Raw genomic sequence first — 15,492 nt, forward strand, 5'->3', positions numbered from 1 at the left:
CGACGTGAGGTGACGCCCGCCGTCGCGCGGCGGCGTTCCGCGGCCATCGGGCGGACGGGCCGGGGCGCGGGCGGGTCACTCCGGGGCGGACGGCGGTGCGGTCCGGACGACGGCCAGGGACGCCACCGCGGCCGCGAAGCCGAGCAGCGCGCCGGCCGCGACGTCGCCCGGGTAGTGCACGCCGGTGTGGACCCGGGAGTAGCCGACGGCGGCCGCCAGCGCGCCCAGCGGCACCGCCAGCGGCGGCAGCAGCACGCCGACCGCGGTGGCGAAGGCCGTCGCCGAGGCCGTGTGCCCGGACGGGAAGGAGGCCGACTCCGGCATCGGCACCTGCCGGCCGACGATCACCCTGGCGCGCTCCCGGTCGGGCCGGGGGCGGCGGACCAGCTGCTTGCCGACCAGGTTCGCCGCCGCCGAGGCCAGCGCCACCGCGCCGACTCCGGCCGCCGCCGCCTGCCGGGGGCGGCCGGGGCGCAGGGCGAGCAGCGCGGCGACGGTCAGCGAGATCTTCGAGCGGTCGGCGGCCCGCGAGAGCCGGCGCAGCGCGGAGTCCAGGGCCGGGGTCGGGGTGGCGGCGACGGCCCCGTAGACGGCGCCGTCGACCGCCCGGAGGTCGTCGAGCACGGCCCCGACGGCGGACGGGGAGGAGGCTGAGGGGTCAGTCACGGCTCTGCTCCCTGGAGGTCCGGTCGGAGCCGCGGTCGGCGCGGCCGAAGGCCAGGGCGGCCAGCCGCCGCCAGTTCACCGTCGGTACGGGGGCGGGCAGGCCCGGGCGGTCGCGCGGCACCAGGACCCGCAGGGCCCGCGGGTGCAGGGTGCACACGACCGGTGCGGGCATCCGCAGCGCGTCGCCGTCGACCGCCACCGGAAGCTCGCCCGCGCCGGCGCCCCCGGCCGCGCCCCCGGCCGCCGTCACCTCCACCCGCTGGGCGGTCAGCGCTCGCAGCCCGGTGGACCGGGTGCCGCGCAGGACCACGTCCGCGGCCTCGGCCACGCCGTCCACCCTGATGCCCAGCACGCCGAGTTCGCCGCCGTCGAGCCGGGGGCGGCGATCGCCAAGGCCGAGGCCCTCGGTCGAGCCGTACGGGTTGTTGCTGACCAGCAGCGCCTGCCGGTCGGTGAGCACGGTGGCGTCGGCCCGGGCGTCGACGCGCTGCACACCCTCCCCGGCCAGCAGCTCGGGCAGCAGCGCCAGGACCGTTCCGACCTTGTCCTCCCGGTACCCGGGGCTCTGCACGATGTCGGCGTACACCCCGAAGGAGACGGTGTTGACGAAGGCCCGGCCCGAGACCTCGCCGAGGTCGACCCGCAGTTCCTCGCCGCCGGTCAGCGCGGCCAGGGTGCGGGACGGGTCGGCGCGGTCGAGGCCGAGGTCCAGGGCGAAGTGGTTGCGGGTGCCGGCGGGGACCACCAGGAACGGCAGGTCGTGCTCGGCGGCGACGGCCGCGACCGGCGCCAGGCTGCCGTCGCCGCCCGCCACACCGAGCAGGTCCGCACCCTCGGCCACGGCCGTACGGGCCAGCGCGGCGACATCGGTGCGAGCGGAGTGGTCGAGCAGGACCACCCGGGCGCCGTGTTCCTCCGCCCGCTCGACCAGCCCGAAGCGGCCGACCTTCCCGCCGCCGGACCTCGGGTTCATGAACAGGACCGGCCGCCGCGGCCCGGGCGCGGCGACCGCCCGCATCGGCGGTTCCGGGTCGGCTCTGCGCAGCGCCGCGCGGGCGAGGGCCAGCGCGGCTCCCCAGCACAGGACGATGACCAGGGCCGTCAGCCACAGCCGGTGGTGGGCGAAGAGCACCAGCACCGCGACCGGCGCCGCGACCGCGACGAGCAGCCCGAACACCCGGACCGCGCCCCGGTAGGCCAGGAACCACCAGACGCCGGCGGCCCAGACGACCAGCCCGAGCACGCCCGCCGCGACCACCAGCAGCCCGCCCTCCCCCAGCGCGAACAGCAGCATCCCCACGGCCCCGAGCGCCGCCGGCAGGGCGCCGCGCGCGAGCAGCCGCGCGTCGGCTCCCTCGTCGGCTCCTCCGCCGGTGCCCGCCGTCCGTGTCCCGTCGATCTCGTCCTCCCGCGCCGCGGCGTCGGGGCCCGGTCGGGCCCGGTCGTTGCCAGCAGCCTGCGCACTCCCGCCCCCGGAGGCACCCCGGCGGGGTCGTCCGGGTGACGGGAGCGGCAGGCGACAAGCGTTTGCCTGGGCGGGTGCCGTTCGCCGGGATCGGCAAGCGGTCGATGCCCTCGGAACTGCTGCCCGGCCTGCCGCACACCCACCACGCCCTCGACGACGCCAGGGAGCAGGCGGAGCTGTTCGCGAACCTCAGGGAGTGGGGCGGTCCCGGCGAGGGCGGGTCCCCGGCGGGTGACGGCGGGTCCGGCGGGCGGCGGCGGGTCTAGCGGGTGACGTCGGGGGTGAGGGCGAGGACGGCGAGGTCGTCAGCGAGCAGGCCGGCGTACCGGTGGACGTCCTGGGCGAGGAAGGAGACCACCCGGTCAGGGGCGGTGGTGCCGAGGGCGGCGAGCCGGGGTGCCAGCGGGTAGAAGGCGCCGGTGGAGTCGCGGGCCTCGCTGACGCCGTCGGTGTAGAGCAACACGGTGTGGCCCGGGGGCAGCGCGGCGGCGATCGCCTTGCTGCGCTCACCGGCCGGGCCGAGGTGGCCGAGGCCCAGCGGGAGCTCGTCGGCGCAGGGCACCGGGGCTATGGCACCGCCGCCGAGCAGCAGCGGGGTGGTGTGGCCGCGGTTGACGATCTCCACGCAGTCCGAGCCGGGGCGGTACTGGAGCAGGACAGCGGTGACGAACAGCTCGTCGTCGCCGCGGTCGGCCGCGTCGCGCAGCACCGCGCGGTCCAGCTGGTCGGCGAGTTCGACCAGCCCGGGGGTGTCGTACGCGGTCGCCCGGAACGCGCCGAGGACGTCGGCGACGGTGCGGACCGCGCCCAGGCCCTTGCCCCGGACGTCGCCGAGCAGCACCCGCACGCCGAAGCGGGTGTCGCACACCTCGTACAGGTCGCCGCCGACCAGGACCTCGGCCTGGGCGGGGCGGTAGAGGCCGGCCACCCGCAGCCCGCCGGCCCGCTCGGGCACCGGCCGCAGCACGGTGCGTTGCAGGGTCTCGGCGACCGTACGGGCCTGGAGCAGGTTCCGGTTCTGCCGGGTGCGCTGCCAGGACAGCGCGGTGCCCATGACGCCGGAGAGCAGGGTGGCGATGTAGACCCAGACGTGGTGCTGCTCGTCGATGTGGCCGGCACGCAGCGCCAGGACGAGCTGGAGTGCCAGCGAGCCGGCCGTGGTGACGGCGGTCAGCGCCGGGCCGTAGCTGAACGCGGCCACCACGGGCAGCGCGGTCAGCAGGAAGCCGGCCGCGACGGCGTCGGGGACGACGGCCTCGGCGATCAGGTCCAGCACCAGCAGGAGCACCGGCAGCCAGGGCACCCACCGCGGCGCCTTGGGCTCCAGCGCCGCGGGGCGCGGCGGGCGGGGTGCTGTGGGCACGGGGGACCTCCTGGCAGGCGGCCGTTCCGGGTGATCGGTCCGGATTGGCCGGTTTCATCCCCCATGTTCTCCTACGGGTGACAGGACCACGAACGGCCGAACGTCCCGGTCCCCGGGGCCGGAGGGGCCGAATCCGGCCCGGAAGGGGCTGGTCGGCGCGCGGTCACCGGACGGTCACCGGCAGGGTCTCGTAGCCGCGCAGCACCAGGCGGTCACGCCGGGTGGGGACGCCGCCGGGGGCGAGCCTGGCGAAGCGGTCCAGCAGGGCGGGCATCGCGACCTCGGCCTCCAGCCGGGCCAGCTGGGAGCCCAGGCAGAAGTGCGTGCCGCCGCCGAAACTCAGCGGCTGGCTGTCGGTGCGGGTCGGGTCGAACACCTCGGGGTGCTCGTACCTGGCCGGGTCGTGGTTGGCCGCGCCGATCAGCAGGGTCACCTCGTCGCCGGACAGGACGGGCACGCCCTCGACGGACAGGCCCTCCTCCAGCGCGACCCGTCCGGTGGCCTGGACCGGGGAGTCGAAGCGCAGCACCTCGTCGGTGAACCCGGCCGGGGTGATCGCGCCGCTGCGCAGCCCGGCGGCGGCCTCGGGGTGGCGGAACAGCAGGGCCAGGCCGTTGCCGAGCAGGTTGGTGGTGGTCTCGAAACCCGCCACCAGCAGCAGCACCAGGTTGGCCAGCAGCTCCCGGGCGGAGAGCCGCTCGTCGTCCGCGACGGCGATCCGGGCCAGGTCGGTCACCAGGTCGTCCTGCGGCCTGGCCAGGCGCTCGGCGGCCAGTCCGGTGAAGTACCCGGCCAGCTCGTCGGCGGCCGCGTCGGCGACGGCCAGCTCGTCCGGGTCCTGGATGATCTCCAGCGCCACCGTCAGGTCGGAGGCGAGGTCGCGGAAGCGGTAGCGGTCCCGCTCGGGGACACCGAGCAGCTCGCAGATCACCCCGACCGGCAGCCGGAAGGCGAAGGCGTCCATGAAGTCCACCGGAGAGCCGTCGGCGCCCTGCTCGGCCATCCCGTCCAGCAGCCGGCCGACCGCCGCCTCCACCGCCGGACGCAGCGCGGCGACCCGGCGGGCGGTGAACACCGAGGCGATCAGCGAGCGGACCCTGGGCTGGTCGGGGGCGTTGCGCTGGAGGATCGAGCGGCCGAACAGGGCCAGCGAGGAGTGCGCGGCGTACTCGGGGGCCAGACCGGACATCATCTCGGCGGTCGCGACGCCGAAGGCGGGCGTGCGCAGCACCTTGTTGACCGCCGCGTAGCCGGTCGCCACGAACATGCCCTCCCCGGCGGGGACCACCGGGCCCAGCTCGCGGGCCCTCGCGTACAGCGGGTACGGGTCGGTCCTGACGTCCGTGGTCATCAGCTGTTCGATGATCGCCGCGCCGTCCATGCGGTGCTCCCCTCCCGAGACACGCTTCCTGTCCGGTCAACCACCGGCGGGCGCAGCGGAGTTCCCGTACGGACGGAATCGCGCGGCGCGGCGGGTCCGGAGGCGGGCCCGGCCGGCTCGGTAGGGTGGCCGGCATGGAGATCTGGATCAACCCTCGGTGCGGCAAGTGCAGGACCGCGCTCGGCGCGCTGAACGACGCCGGGGTCGAGTACACCGTGCGGCGTTACCTGGAGGATCCGCCGACCGCGGCCGAGCTGGCGAAGGTGCTGGAGCGGCTGGGCCTGGAACCCTGGGACATCACCCGCATCGACGAGCAGGCCGCGAAGGACCTGGGGATGAAGGACTGGCCCCGGGAGGCCGGCGAGCGGGACCGCTGGATCGCGGCGATGGCCGATCACCCGATCCTGATCCAGCGCCCGATCATCACCGCGGACGACGGGCACGCCATCGTGGCCCGCACTCCCGATGCCCTCAAGTCCGTTCTGCCGTAGGGCGGTTTCTCCGCACCCGGCCGGTCAGTGGAGCTGGATCCTCTCCACCGGCCGGCCCGGGTGCCAGTTGTGGACGATCAGGTGGTCGCCCTCCAGGGCGGTGTGCACCACCTGGTCGAGCTCCAGCCGGAAGGCGTGGAACGGGGTGGGCGGCGGCTCGGGCAGATCGGCGGCGAACGCGGCGAGTTCGGTCTCGTCGGTGATCTCCACCGCCCGGCCGGAGACCTTGGAGTCCCCGCCGGCCATGGTCTCGCCACCGGGGTGCGCGTGCAGGGCGTAGCGGGCGTCGCGCTGGAGGTCACGCGCCTTGACCGCGCCGTACATCGACCCGATCCACAGGTCGGCGCCGACGAAGTCGACCTCCGTCCCGCTCACCCGGGGCGCACCGTCCTTGCGCAGCGTCGCCAGGACGTGGTGCTTGTTCGCCTCGAACCGGGCCCGGACCAGGAGTGCCAGCTCGGGGGCCTGCTGTTCGAAATCCTGCCAGGTAGCCATGGCGCCAGTCTGGCACCCGGCACTGACAACCGCCGGGCGCGGACGACCGGACGGGCGGGGCGGCCGTGGCCGCGACCGCAACCGGACGGACAGTCGTACCGGCAGTCACGGCAGGACGGCAGTCACAGCAGGACCGGCAGTCACGGCAGGACCGTACAGCCGCGGCAGGACCGGACAGCCGCGGCCGGGCCGTTGTCGGCGGCCGGTGCCACACTGGCGGGGTGACCACCACGACCACGTACATCGCCTTCCTGCGGGCCGTCAACGTCGGCGGCCGGACGGTGAGGATGGAGCGGCTGCGGGCGCTCTTCGCCGAACTCGGGCTGGAGAACGTCCGCTCCTACATCCAGACCGGCAACGTCTTCTTCACCACCGACGAGCCCGACCGCGCGGCGCTGACCCGGCGGATCGAGGAGCACCTGGAGAATTCGCTCGGGTACCCGGTACCGGCGCTGCTGCGCACCCTGGACGAGGTGGCCGGCCTGCTCGCCGCCGAGCCGTTCCGCGGCGTCGAGGTGACGCCGGACGTCCGGCTGGTCGTCGCCTTCCTGTCCGAGCCGCTGCCGGCCGAACTCACCCTCCCCCACCGCTCGCCGAAGGGCGACGTCGAGGTGGTCGGCGCCGACCCCGGGGCGGCATACGTCGTGGTCCACCTCCAGGACGGCAAGTGGGTCACCAAGGAGATGTTCGGCAAGGCCTACCGGGGCGCGGTCACCTCCCGGTTCCTGCACACCACGGAGAAGATCCTCGCCGCCGCCCGCAAGGCCTGACGGCCCGTACGGCAGCCCGGGGCGGGCGAGGGCGCCCGGCCGGGACGCGCGGAACCGGCCGGCGGGACAGGGCGTCTGGACTGCCGTGACGTACGAATCCCGCGCCCGCGCACGGCGTGATCTGGACAGCCGGAGTCGGCCGCGCCGACAATTTGGCCATGACGCCTCCTGAACTCCCCACCGGCGCGGCCCGGCCGACCGGCGCGGTCCGGCCCTCCGACGCCGAACGGGACCAGGCGCTCGGGATGCTCCGGGACGGCGCGGGCAGCGGGCGGCTCTCGCACGACACCTTCCTCGGCCGGATGGACGTCGTCCTGCACGCCACCAGCCGCGGCGAGTTGGACGCGGCGGTGGCCGGGCTGCCGACCGGCGGGCCGGTCGAGCGCTTCGTGCTGCGCACGGTCGGCCGGGTCTCCGCCTTCGGGGACCGGCTGGGCCGGGCCTGGCGCACCGAGCGGCTGCCGGGGCTGAACCTGCCGCAGGCCGGGACCGGGAGCGGGCAGCTGACGATCGGCCGGCTCCCCGGCTCCGGACTGCGGCTGCACGACGCCTCGGTGTCCCGGCACCACGCCGAACTGCGGCACGAGGCGGGCGGCTGGATGCTGTACGACCTCGGCTCGACCAACGGGACGCACGTGAACGGGCGCCGGATAGCGGGCGGCGTCCGGGTCCAGCCGGGCGACCAGGTGCGGTTCGGCAACCTGGAGTTCCGGCTCGCCGCGTTCTGACCCGGCCGCCGCCCGCCGCGCGGGCCCCCTTCGGGCGCCCGCGCACCCCCGGTCAGTGCGGGAACTGCCGGGGCATCCGCTGCCGGGGCAGTTCGTCCTGGAACTCCGCGATGCCGGTGGCGATCTGACGGGTCACCACGGTGTGCTCCAGCCGGTCCAGGTACCGGTTCTCGGCGGCGAGCGCCCCGACCGTGACACCGAAGTAGAGCGTCATCAGGGGATTGATGAAGAGCTGCCCGTCCTTGGTCCGCTCGGTGAACCGGACGTCGCCGAACTCGCCGCGCAGCGCCGCCGCCACCGAGCCGTTGACGATGCTGGGGTGCTCGGGGAACGCGGCCCTGGCGTACTCGACGGCGTCCAGGTAGAGCATGCCCTCCCGGCTGTCGCGCGGGATGGAGAAGGCGCCGAGGTAGCCGCCGGCCCGGTCGATCGCGGCGAGGTTCTCCAGCACCAGGGAGTGGTTGACGCCGTGGTGGGCGTCGATGCCGAAGCCCAGGCAGGCGACCAGCCGCTCGGGCACCTCGGCCAGGCCGGCCACCGCGGCCAGGCTCGCCATGTCCTCCTCGGGGGTGCCGAGTCCGGCCTCGTCACCGCGCATCAGGATGTCGGTGCCGCCGTCCACCAGCAGGATCGCGTCCACGCCCAGGCGGGCGACCAGTGCGCGGTAGGCCTCGCGCAGCGGCTGCACGCCGACCGAGGGGAACGCCCAGACGGTGTCGGGCATCCCGTGCCGGTGCAGCCAGCGGGCCAGGGTGCGCTCGGGGAAGTAGCCCTCGGGGGCGGCGGTGTCCGGTTCGATCCGGGCCACGTCGGGGTCCGCCCAGACGTCGAGGGGCAGGCCGTAGAGGTGGGTGAAGGAGAGGTTCGCCAGGTGCACCTCCTTGCCCGCGGCCCGCAGGGCGAGGGCGATCGGCAGCCCGGCGTACACGTCGAAGCCGCCGCCGGCACCGGCGACGAGGATCCGCTCGGCAGCCAGCAGCCGGGTGATCAGTGGCGGTTGCAGCAGAGAAGTCACCGGCGGACGGTAGCACCGGGAAGCCCGGCCCCGGCTTATGGCCCCGGCCCCGGCCCCGGGCTCCGGCTCCGGCTCACGGTCCCGGCTTTCGGAGGGCGGTGTCAGTGGCGGGTGCGAGGATGCGGGCATGACCGAGGAGACGGCTCTGACCCCCGACGTGCTGCGCGAAGCCCAGGAGCAGGCCCGCGAGTTGATCCGGTGCGGTTTCCAGGAGCCGGACGAGATAGCCGAGTCCCTGGTCGAGGTCCTCGACGACCAGGGGCTCACCGAGGAGGAGGCGGAGCGGATCGTCGCTCCGCTGTGGACCGAGCGGCTGGCCGAGCAGGCGGCCTGGCCGGAGACCACCGACGTGGACAGGCTGGCGGACGCCTTCGACGCGCTGGAGGACGAGGGCATCGTCGCGGCGATGGACTTCACCTGCTGCACGAGCTGCGGCTACGCGGAGATCGGCGGCGAGGCCGGGGAGGACTCGACCGGCTTCGTCTTCTTCCACCAGCAGGACACCGAGGCGGCCGCCGCCGGGCGGGGGTTGATGCTGCGCTACGGCGGGTTCCGGACCGGGGAGGAGACGGCCGAGGTCTCCGAGCGGCGGACGGTGGAGGTCGGGCGGGCCGTGGTCGCCGCGCTGGCGGCGGTCGGGCTCCCGGCGGAGTGGGACGGCTCGCCGCACACGGCGATCCGGGTCGCCCCGCTGGAGTGGCTCAACCGCCTGCCGGAGTAGGCGCCGGGGAGCGCTTCGCCGGCACCTGGACGACTCGTCGGCGCCTGGACACCTCGCCGGTGCCGGGCCGCCCCGTCGGCGCCGCGGCACGCGTCGGCCGGTGACACGGCACGTCTCGGTCAGTGGCGCGGAACGCCGGCGTCAGTGCCGGGAGACGTTCCACCGGTGTCGGGGAACGTTGCGCGGGCGCTCCGGCAGTCAGTCCCGCTCGACGTGCACCTCGGCGTAGTGGTCGCCCTTGTCCGCCTTGCGCAGGGTGACCTTGACGTTCCCCACGGAGGTCTGCGAGTCCTTGGTGACGGTCTTCCTGTCCTCGCCGATGGTCACCTCGGCCGAGTTGTCCGTGATGTGGCTCATGGTCAGCTTCATCGGGTTGTCGCCGCCGAAGATCTTGACGGTCTTGGCGGCGTCGGCGCCGTCGGTCTTGATGCCGACGGTGCACGTGCGGTCGTCCAGGCAGAGCGCCACGCCGCCCTCGCAGGCGGTCAGTCCGGCGCCGAGCACCAGGACGGCGCCGGCGGCGAGGAGCGCCGGTCCGCGCCGGAAGCGGGTCCGCAGGCGGGTGCGGTGCGGGTTGGGGGTCCTGCTCGCTGTGGTCATGCCGCCGACGGTAGTGGGGTGCGTCCGACCCGCCATCAGCCGTCGGCCTGACGCCTTCCCTGGTACGGCCCGGAGCGGCCGGGGCCGCCCGACCCCGAGAGCGATGGGTCGAATCCCCTAGGGGACATGGGGAGTTGAGCGATCGATCGGCGCGCCGGGGAAGGCCCGGCAGCTGCCGGAGGCTCGTCCGTCCGACTCATGCCACGCGCGTAGAACAACGGGCCGTGAAAGCGCCCCGACGTCAGTCGGCGAAGCCCCCCAGGCCGTCGAAGCCACGGCCGGCCCGGCCGGCCGGAGCGTCCGCCGGCCCCCACAGCGGCGCGGTGCAGCGCTGGTAGGTCGCGTGCCAGTGCGGCCAGTTGCGGGCCACGTCGTCGTCGCACTCGGCCAGCAGCCGCTCGACCAGCGCGGGCTCCACGCCCTCCAGCAGCCAGGCCAGCGCGTCCGCCATGCCGGGGCCGTCGGCCAGCCGCAGCAGGTCCAGCAGCTCGCCCAGCCCGCCGAGCCGGGAGCCCTCGGCGACGACCCGCTCCATCCGGGGCAGCAACTGCCGCTCCTCGATCCGCAGGTGGGTCTCCAGCCGGGCCGACAGGTCCTCCACCGCGTACGCCACCGGCCAGGCGCTGCCGGCGTCCCGGCTGGCGATCCGCACCAGGGTGGTGACCCGGGTGAAGGAGTGGTCCAGGTTGTGGTGGTCGTCCTCCAGCCAGTTGAGCAGCAGCCTCAGCTCGGGGGCGAAGCGGCGCACGATCGGCCAGAGCCTGGTGTCCTGCTGCTCGTGGTGGCAGGTGAGCATCGCGGTCATGAAGTTCCAGTGCCGCAGCAGCGCCTCGCCCTTGTCGTCCTCGTCGGGCTGGAGCAGCCGCAGCGCGTTGGGCAGCCGGGCGAGGTCCCGGCGCAGCGCGGCGTACACCAGGCGCAGCCCGGAGAACCGCAGGGTGACCGGCTCGTCCTCCGGGGCCAGGCCGTAGGCGTCCGCGCCCAGGGAGTCGGCTCCGGAGTGGCCCTCGACGGGCACGGTGGGGGCGGGCTGGGGCACCAGGTGGATCGGCATGGCACTCTCTTCACGGCTTGGGGCACGGCGGGTGGCGGCGGCCGGTCGAGGACCGCCCCAGCCAAGGTGCTCGCAGTCGATCAGAAGCGAATCAATGTCCGATTGACGCGCAGGTCACGGCCCTGCGGACGGACGGACGGCGGCACGGCGCCGGACCGGCCACGGGCCGCCGGAGAGACGCCGGAGGAACGCCGGGGAACGCCGAGGGACTACCCGAAGACGCCGAAGGAGCGCCCGGAGATCCCGAGGAGCCCCGCAGCCCGGGAGCCCGGGAGCGCCGGAGAACGAGACCGCCGGCACCGGGAGCGCGAACGCGCCTCCGGCACCGGCGGTACGGGTGCGGGCGGGGGCCTCAGTCGGCCGCCGGTCCCGCGAGGTGGGCGGTGAGCCACACCAGGGTGTCCGGGATCATCTTCTTGAAGTCCGAGGTCAGGTGCTTGCCGCCGGGCTGCTCGTGGTACTCGAGGCTCAGCGGCGGGACCGCCTTGCCCACCCAGGCCTTGACCAGCTTGGTCTCGTACGGGTTGGCGCCGCCCGCGGTGACCAGCATGCTCACGTCGGCCTTGCCCTGGGTGACCAGCGTCTCGGGGCTGTTGGCGGCCTTCTCCGCGTCGTGGCCCTTCCACAGCAGCGAGTCCGGGGCGAAGTAGCCGTCGATCGGCACCGCGGCCTTGTAGACCTGGGGGTACTGGAGGGCGAGTTTGGCGCTGCAGAAGCCGCCGGTGGAGGCGCCCATCACGCCCCAGCCGTCGCGGCCCTTCACGGTGCGGAAGTTGGCGCGGACGAAGTCCGGGATGTCCTCGGCCATCCAGGTGCCCATCTTGGCCTGGCCCGGGATGTCGGAGCAGTCCAGCGCGTTCTTCTCGTCGCTGGTGAAGTTCTGCACCGGCATCACCATGATGAACGGGTGGGCCTTGCCCTCCTTGACCAGCCGCTCGTTCTCCTCCTGGATCGGCAGCTGGTTGTCGGTCCAGGTGTTGTAGCCGTTGCTCTGGCCGCCCGCGAAGAGGGTGAGCACCGGGAAGCCGGTCTTGGCGAACTTGGGGTCGTTGTACTCGGGCGGCAGCCAGACCCAGACCTGGCCGGTGACGCCGGACTTGGCTCCGGTCACCTTGGTCATCAGGATCGGGCCGGCGCCGGTGTCCCTGGACTTGGTGAGGTTGGCGGCGGGCCCGGTCGGCATCAGCACCTTGCCGGCGGCGGCCGGGGGCGTACTGGCGGCCGCGGACGGGGTGGTGCCGGTGGCGCTCGGGCTGCCCGACGAGCTGCCCGAGGAGCTGGCGGTCCCGGCCGCGGTGGTGTTCGCCTTGGCGCTGTCCCCCTTCTCTCCGCCGGAACTCCCGCAGGCCGCGAGCGAGGCGGCCAGGGCGAGCACGGCGGCACCGGACAGGACGGCACGGGAACGGGACGACTGCCTAAGCACGGTGAGGACTCTCCGACCGATGTCGCGCCCGGTCCGTCTGGCCGGGCGGCGGCCCCCCGGTGGGGCCGGACATGCCGGGGGCACGGCGCTGGTGCGTCCCCCGGGGTGCGGCGCGCCGCCCCTCGCGGGGGTGCGCCTTCCTGCGATCTTATGACGTGGACCGGGGCGGGCCGGTTGCGCGGTGGCCACCGGAAATCCAATGTTTGTTCGCGATCGGGTAAAGGCCTCCGCCACTCCCCCCGGACGGCGGGGGCCGATCGGCGGGGGCCACGGTCGGCGTCCGAATCCGCGCCCGGATCGGCGCCCGCCGCCCGACCCTCCGGCTTCCGGGCGGTCCGACCGGTGACGGCGGCCCGCGGATCCGGAACGATCGCTCCCGGGACAACCGGGAAGAGCCATCGAGGAGGACGCCATGAACCAGCGGATCGCCGTCGTCACCGGAGCCGGGAGCGGCATCGGCCGGGCCGTGGCGGTCGAACTCGCCGCGGCCGGCTGGCGGACGGTGCTGGCCGGCCGACGGCCGGGCCCGCTGCACGAGACCGCCCGGCTCTGCGCTGCCCCGGCCGACGCGGTGCCGACCGACGTCACCGACCCGGACGCGGTGGACGCGCTGTTCGCCGCGGCCGCCGGGCGCCACGGCCGGGTGGACCTGCTGTTCAACAACGCCGGCACCTTCGGCCCGGCCGTCCCGGTGGAGGAGCTGGCCGTCGAGGACTGGCGGGCCGTGGTCGACCTCAACCTGACCGGCGCCTTCCTGTGCGCCCGGGCCGCGTTCCGGCAGATGCGGGCACAGGAGCCGCAGGGCGGCCGGATCATCAACAACGGTTCGATCTCGGCGCACGTCCCGCGCCCGCACTCGATCGCCTACACCGCGACCAAGCACGCCGTCACCGGCCTGACCAGGTCGCTGTCGCTGGACGGCCGCCCGTACCGGATCGCCTGCGGGCAGATCGACATCGGCAACGCGGCGACCGACATGACGGCGGCGATGAGCGCGGGCGTCCGGCAGGCGGACGGCCGGATCGCCCCCGAGCCGACCATGGACGTGGCCGACGTGGCGCGCACCGTGCGCCACATGGCCGGGCTGCCGCTGGAGGCCAACGTGCAGTTCGCCACCGTGATGGCGACGGCCATGCCGTACGTCGGCCGGGGGTAGCCGGCGGCCTCGCAACGCGCGAGGGGCCCCAGCCGGCACCTGTCGGCCGGGGCCCAGCGCCGGGGGCTACGCCCGCCAGGTGTCGTTCAGCGTGACCGTCCCGCCCGAGGGCACCGTCGCCGTCCGGTTGGCGCCCGACTCCCAGGTCACCGCGCCGCTCGCGTCCTTGCGGACGTACTTGTACTGGAAGGACGTGCCGGCCGGCAGCGAGAGCGCCAGCGACCAGACCGGGTAGCCGGCCGAGGAGAGCGGCAGCGCCTTCGCCGGGTCCCAGCCGCCGAGCGCCGCGACGTCGCCGGCCACGAAGAGGTTCTGTCCGTACGAGGTGGCGGCGTTGACGTTGAACGAGGCTCCGGAGACGCTCGCGCCGCCCTGGACGTACAGCGCGGCCGCGTCGCCCGCGCCGACCGTCGCGGTGAACTGCCCGTTGGCGCCGACCTGGTACGTCGGGCCGGTGCAGCCGCCGCCCGGCTGCGGGTCGCCGTGCTGGACGTCGCAGTAGGTGCCGGCCGGCAGCCCGGTCTGGAAGGCCCGGGTGACCGCGCCGCTCCCGCGGTTGATCGCGACGTAGCCCTTGTTGCCGCGGCCGAAGGCGATCGCGTCGGCGCCGTCGGACCACCAGTCGGTGACCCCGGTGCCCGCCACCGCGTTGCGGAAGCCGACCATGTTGGCGACCTGCCGCCAGGCGTGGGTGCAGTTCCACCCGTCCTGGTAGCAGGCCTTGACGGTGCCGCCGTTGGGCGGGCCGTCGTCCCTGTTGGTGAAGGCGTAGCCGGAGTACACGTTGGGGGCGCCGTACGGCGAGGCCAGCAGGAAGACGTTGGCCAGGGTGTAGGTGCTGCCGTAGGTGTAGTCGAGCGTGGAGCCGTTGCGCTCGGTGTCCCAGTTGTCGACGAAGCTGCGCGCCTGGCCGCTCGGCAGGTAGCCCCAGGAGGCGCCCCAGCCGCTGAGGTCGGCGAGCTTGCCGGTGGTGAACACCCGCTTGAGGTCGGTGCCGACCCGGAACTCGTCCACGTCCCCGGTGCCGGTGTACTCGCCGGGCTGGACCGGCTCGCCGGCGCCGTAGATGGCCTCCTGGACCCAGTAGGCCCCGGGGTTGGCCATCGCGGCCTTGATCGCGGCGAGGTCGGCGGCGGCGATGTGCTTGGCGGCGTCGATCCGGTAGCCGTCGACGCCGAGCGAGGCGAGGTCGTCCAGGTAGTGCGCGATGGTGGTCCGGACGTACGCGCTGCCGGTGTCCAGGTCGGCGAGGTTCACCAGTTCGCAGTTCTGGACGTCGGACCGGTCCTGGTAGTTGCCGATCGCCCGCCGGCAGCCGTGGAAGTCCTGGTCCTGGTACGTGCCCGGGTAGGCGTACTTGGTGTACGCGGTGCCGCCGGTGCCGGTGCCGGAGCCCGCCGACATGTGGTTGACCACCGCGTCGGCGATCACCTTGACCCCGGCCGCGTGGCAGGTGGCGACCATGTTCCTGAAGGACGTGCGGTCGCCGAGCCGTCCGGCGATCCTGTAGCCGACCGGCTGGTAGGAGGTCCACCACTGCGGGCCCTGGATGTGCTCCTGCGGCGGGGAGACCTCGACGAAGCCGTAGCCCTTGGGGCCGAGGGTGGAGGTGCAGGCCTGGGCGACGGAGTCGAAGCGCCACTCGAAGAGGGTGGCGGTGACGTCCTTGCCGTTGTTCGCGGGCGGGGCGGCCTGGGCGGCGGGGGCGCCGAGGGAGGTGCCGAGCGAGAGCGCGAGCGCCGCCGAGGCGGCGAGCGCACCGGCCGTACGGGCGGGCCGGCGGGACCGGTTGGGCCGGCGGGTGGGGGCGGTGGTGACCACGTCGTCTCCTGAGGGTGGCTGGGGTGGGGCAGCCGGAGGGCGAAGTGTGCAGGAATTTTCTGCAACTTGCCGGAAACTTGCAGCGCCGAACCTAGAGGCGCCCGCAGGAGCCGTCAAGGCCTCGCTCACGCCCCGGGAGGCACGTTCTCCGCGCCACGGTCCGCCGGAGCGCACGACAAGGGCCCGGCAGCCGTGGCCGCCGGGCCCCTCACCTGTCCTGGTTCACCGGCCCGTCAGGAGCCGGCCTGGGCTCAGCCGGTCTGGATGGAGGTGTCGTCGATCACGAAGCTGGTCTGGAGCGAGGCGTCCTCGGTCCCGGCGAACTTCAGGGTGACCGTCTGGC

At 74.5% G+C, this 15,492-nt stretch carries 16 protein-coding genes; 6 read left to right on the top strand and 10 right to left on the bottom strand.

Annotation, left to right across the window (positions count from 1 at the left end; genetic code table 11):
- Positions 1 to 75 precede the first annotated feature (75 nt).
- Both ACZ7C5_RS24970 and ACZ7C5_RS24975 read right to left on the bottom strand, forming a co-directional pair.
- The gene (locus ACZ7C5_RS24970) at positions 76 to 666 is read right to left on the bottom strand and encodes a phosphatase PAP2 family protein (RefSeq protein WP_401078747.1); all 591 of its coding nucleotides are present in this window, start codon (positions 664 to 666) and stop codon (positions 76 to 78) included.
- Positions 659 to 1,960 (bottom strand): diacylglycerol/lipid kinase family protein, encoded by a 1,302-nt coding sequence (locus ACZ7C5_RS24975; protein WP_470323495.1) that lies wholly within the window; start codon positions 1,958 to 1,960, stop codon positions 659 to 661. Before ACZ7C5_RS24975 ends, ACZ7C5_RS24970 begins: the two co-directional genes overlap by 8 nt.
- Positions 1,961 to 2,205: 245 nt before the next feature.
- Here ACZ7C5_RS24975 and ACZ7C5_RS24980 point away from each other — a divergent pair, with 245 nt between their 5' ends.
- The gene (locus ACZ7C5_RS24980; protein WP_470323485.1) at positions 2,206 to 2,397 is read left to right on the top strand and encodes a hypothetical protein; all 192 of its coding nucleotides are present in this window, start codon (positions 2,206 to 2,208) and stop codon (positions 2,395 to 2,397) included.
- Here the strand turns inward: ACZ7C5_RS24980 and ACZ7C5_RS24985 are convergent.
- Both ACZ7C5_RS24985 and ACZ7C5_RS24990 read right to left on the bottom strand, forming a co-directional pair.
- Positions 2,394 to 3,494 (bottom strand): PP2C family protein-serine/threonine phosphatase, encoded by a 1,101-nt coding sequence (locus tag ACZ7C5_RS24985; protein WP_401078742.1) that lies wholly within the window; start codon positions 3,492 to 3,494, stop codon positions 2,394 to 2,396. The two genes, ACZ7C5_RS24980 and ACZ7C5_RS24985, sit on opposite strands and share 4 nt — an antisense overlap.
- A 163-nt stretch (positions 3,495 to 3,657) precedes the next feature.
- A complete protein-coding gene (locus ACZ7C5_RS24990) occupies positions 3,658 to 4,875 on the bottom strand; it encodes a cytochrome P450 (protein ID WP_401078739.1) in 1,218 nt (405 codons plus the stop codon).
- Positions 4,876 to 5,009: 134 nt separating this feature from the next.
- Between ACZ7C5_RS24990 and ACZ7C5_RS24995 the strand changes: the two genes are divergently transcribed.
- Complete coding sequence (locus ACZ7C5_RS24995) at positions 5,010 to 5,366, top strand: arsenate reductase family protein (RefSeq protein ID WP_470323486.1); 357 nt, start codon at positions 5,010 to 5,012, stop codon at positions 5,364 to 5,366.
- A 24-nt stretch (positions 5,367 to 5,390) separates the two neighbouring features.
- Here the strand turns inward: ACZ7C5_RS24995 and ACZ7C5_RS25000 are convergent, their stop codons facing one another.
- Positions 5,391 to 5,861 carry a pyridoxamine 5'-phosphate oxidase family protein gene (locus tag ACZ7C5_RS25000; protein WP_401078732.1) on the bottom strand — a complete coding sequence of 157 codons (471 nt, stop codon included), beginning with the start codon at positions 5,859 to 5,861 and terminating at the stop codon, positions 5,391 to 5,393.
- Between the two features lie 221 nt (positions 5,862 to 6,082).
- Here ACZ7C5_RS25000 and ACZ7C5_RS25005 point away from each other — a divergent pair, with 221 nt between their 5' ends.
- Positions 6,083 to 6,631 (top strand): DUF1697 domain-containing protein, encoded by a 549-nt coding sequence (locus tag ACZ7C5_RS25005; protein ID WP_401078729.1) that lies wholly within the window; start codon positions 6,083 to 6,085, stop codon positions 6,629 to 6,631.
- A gap of 158 nt (positions 6,632 to 6,789) precedes the next feature.
- Positions 6,790 to 7,359: an FHA domain-containing protein gene (locus tag ACZ7C5_RS25010; RefSeq protein ID WP_401078725.1), complete on the top strand. Its 570-nt coding sequence runs from the start codon at positions 6,790 to 6,792 to the stop codon at positions 7,357 to 7,359.
- Between the two features lie 52 nt (positions 7,360 to 7,411).
- Here the strand turns inward: ACZ7C5_RS25010 and ACZ7C5_RS25015 are convergent, their stop codons facing one another.
- Positions 7,412 to 8,374 carry a DUF1152 domain-containing protein gene (locus ACZ7C5_RS25015; RefSeq protein ID WP_401078722.1) on the bottom strand — a complete coding sequence of 321 codons (963 nt, stop codon included), beginning with the start codon at positions 8,372 to 8,374 and terminating at the stop codon, positions 7,412 to 7,414.
- 127 nt (positions 8,375 to 8,501) lie between these two features.
- Between ACZ7C5_RS25015 and ACZ7C5_RS25020 the strand changes: the two genes are divergently transcribed.
- On the top strand, positions 8,502 to 9,095 hold the full coding sequence (locus ACZ7C5_RS25020) for a DUF6891 domain-containing protein (protein ID WP_188298568.1): 594 nt from the start codon (positions 8,502 to 8,504) through the stop codon (positions 9,093 to 9,095).
- 198 nt (positions 9,096 to 9,293) lie between these two features.
- On the opposite strand, the gene ACZ7C5_RS25025 is transcribed toward ACZ7C5_RS25020, so the two are convergent.
- From ACZ7C5_RS25025 to ACZ7C5_RS25035, 3 genes are all read right to left on the bottom strand, one after another.
- A complete protein-coding gene (locus ACZ7C5_RS25025; protein WP_401078718.1) occupies positions 9,294 to 9,695 on the bottom strand; it encodes a hypothetical protein in 402 nt (133 codons plus the stop codon).
- A gap of 241 nt (positions 9,696 to 9,936) precedes the next feature.
- Positions 9,937 to 10,749, bottom strand: coding sequence for a hemerythrin domain-containing protein (locus tag ACZ7C5_RS25030; RefSeq protein WP_401078715.1), 813 nt, complete (start codon positions 10,747 to 10,749; stop codon positions 9,937 to 9,939).
- A gap of 352 nt (positions 10,750 to 11,101) precedes the next feature.
- The gene (locus ACZ7C5_RS25035) at positions 11,102 to 12,172 is read right to left on the bottom strand and encodes an alpha/beta hydrolase (protein WP_401078712.1); all 1,071 of its coding nucleotides are present in this window, start codon (positions 12,170 to 12,172) and stop codon (positions 11,102 to 11,104) included.
- A gap of 412 nt (positions 12,173 to 12,584) precedes the next feature.
- Between ACZ7C5_RS25035 and ACZ7C5_RS25040 the strand changes: the two genes are divergently transcribed.
- On the top strand, positions 12,585 to 13,328 hold the full coding sequence (locus ACZ7C5_RS25040; RefSeq protein WP_401078709.1) for an SDR family oxidoreductase: 744 nt from the start codon (positions 12,585 to 12,587) through the stop codon (positions 13,326 to 13,328).
- A 66-nt stretch (positions 13,329 to 13,394) separates the two neighbouring features.
- On the opposite strand, the gene ACZ7C5_RS25045 is transcribed toward ACZ7C5_RS25040, so the two are convergent.
- On the bottom strand, positions 13,395 to 15,149 hold the full coding sequence (locus ACZ7C5_RS25045) for a carbohydrate-binding module family 20 domain-containing protein (RefSeq protein WP_470323487.1): 1,755 nt from the start codon (positions 15,147 to 15,149) through the stop codon (positions 13,395 to 13,397).
- Positions 15,150 to 15,492: the final 343 nt, after the last annotated feature.

The organism is Kitasatospora sp. NPDC036993 (assembly GCF_055607525.1).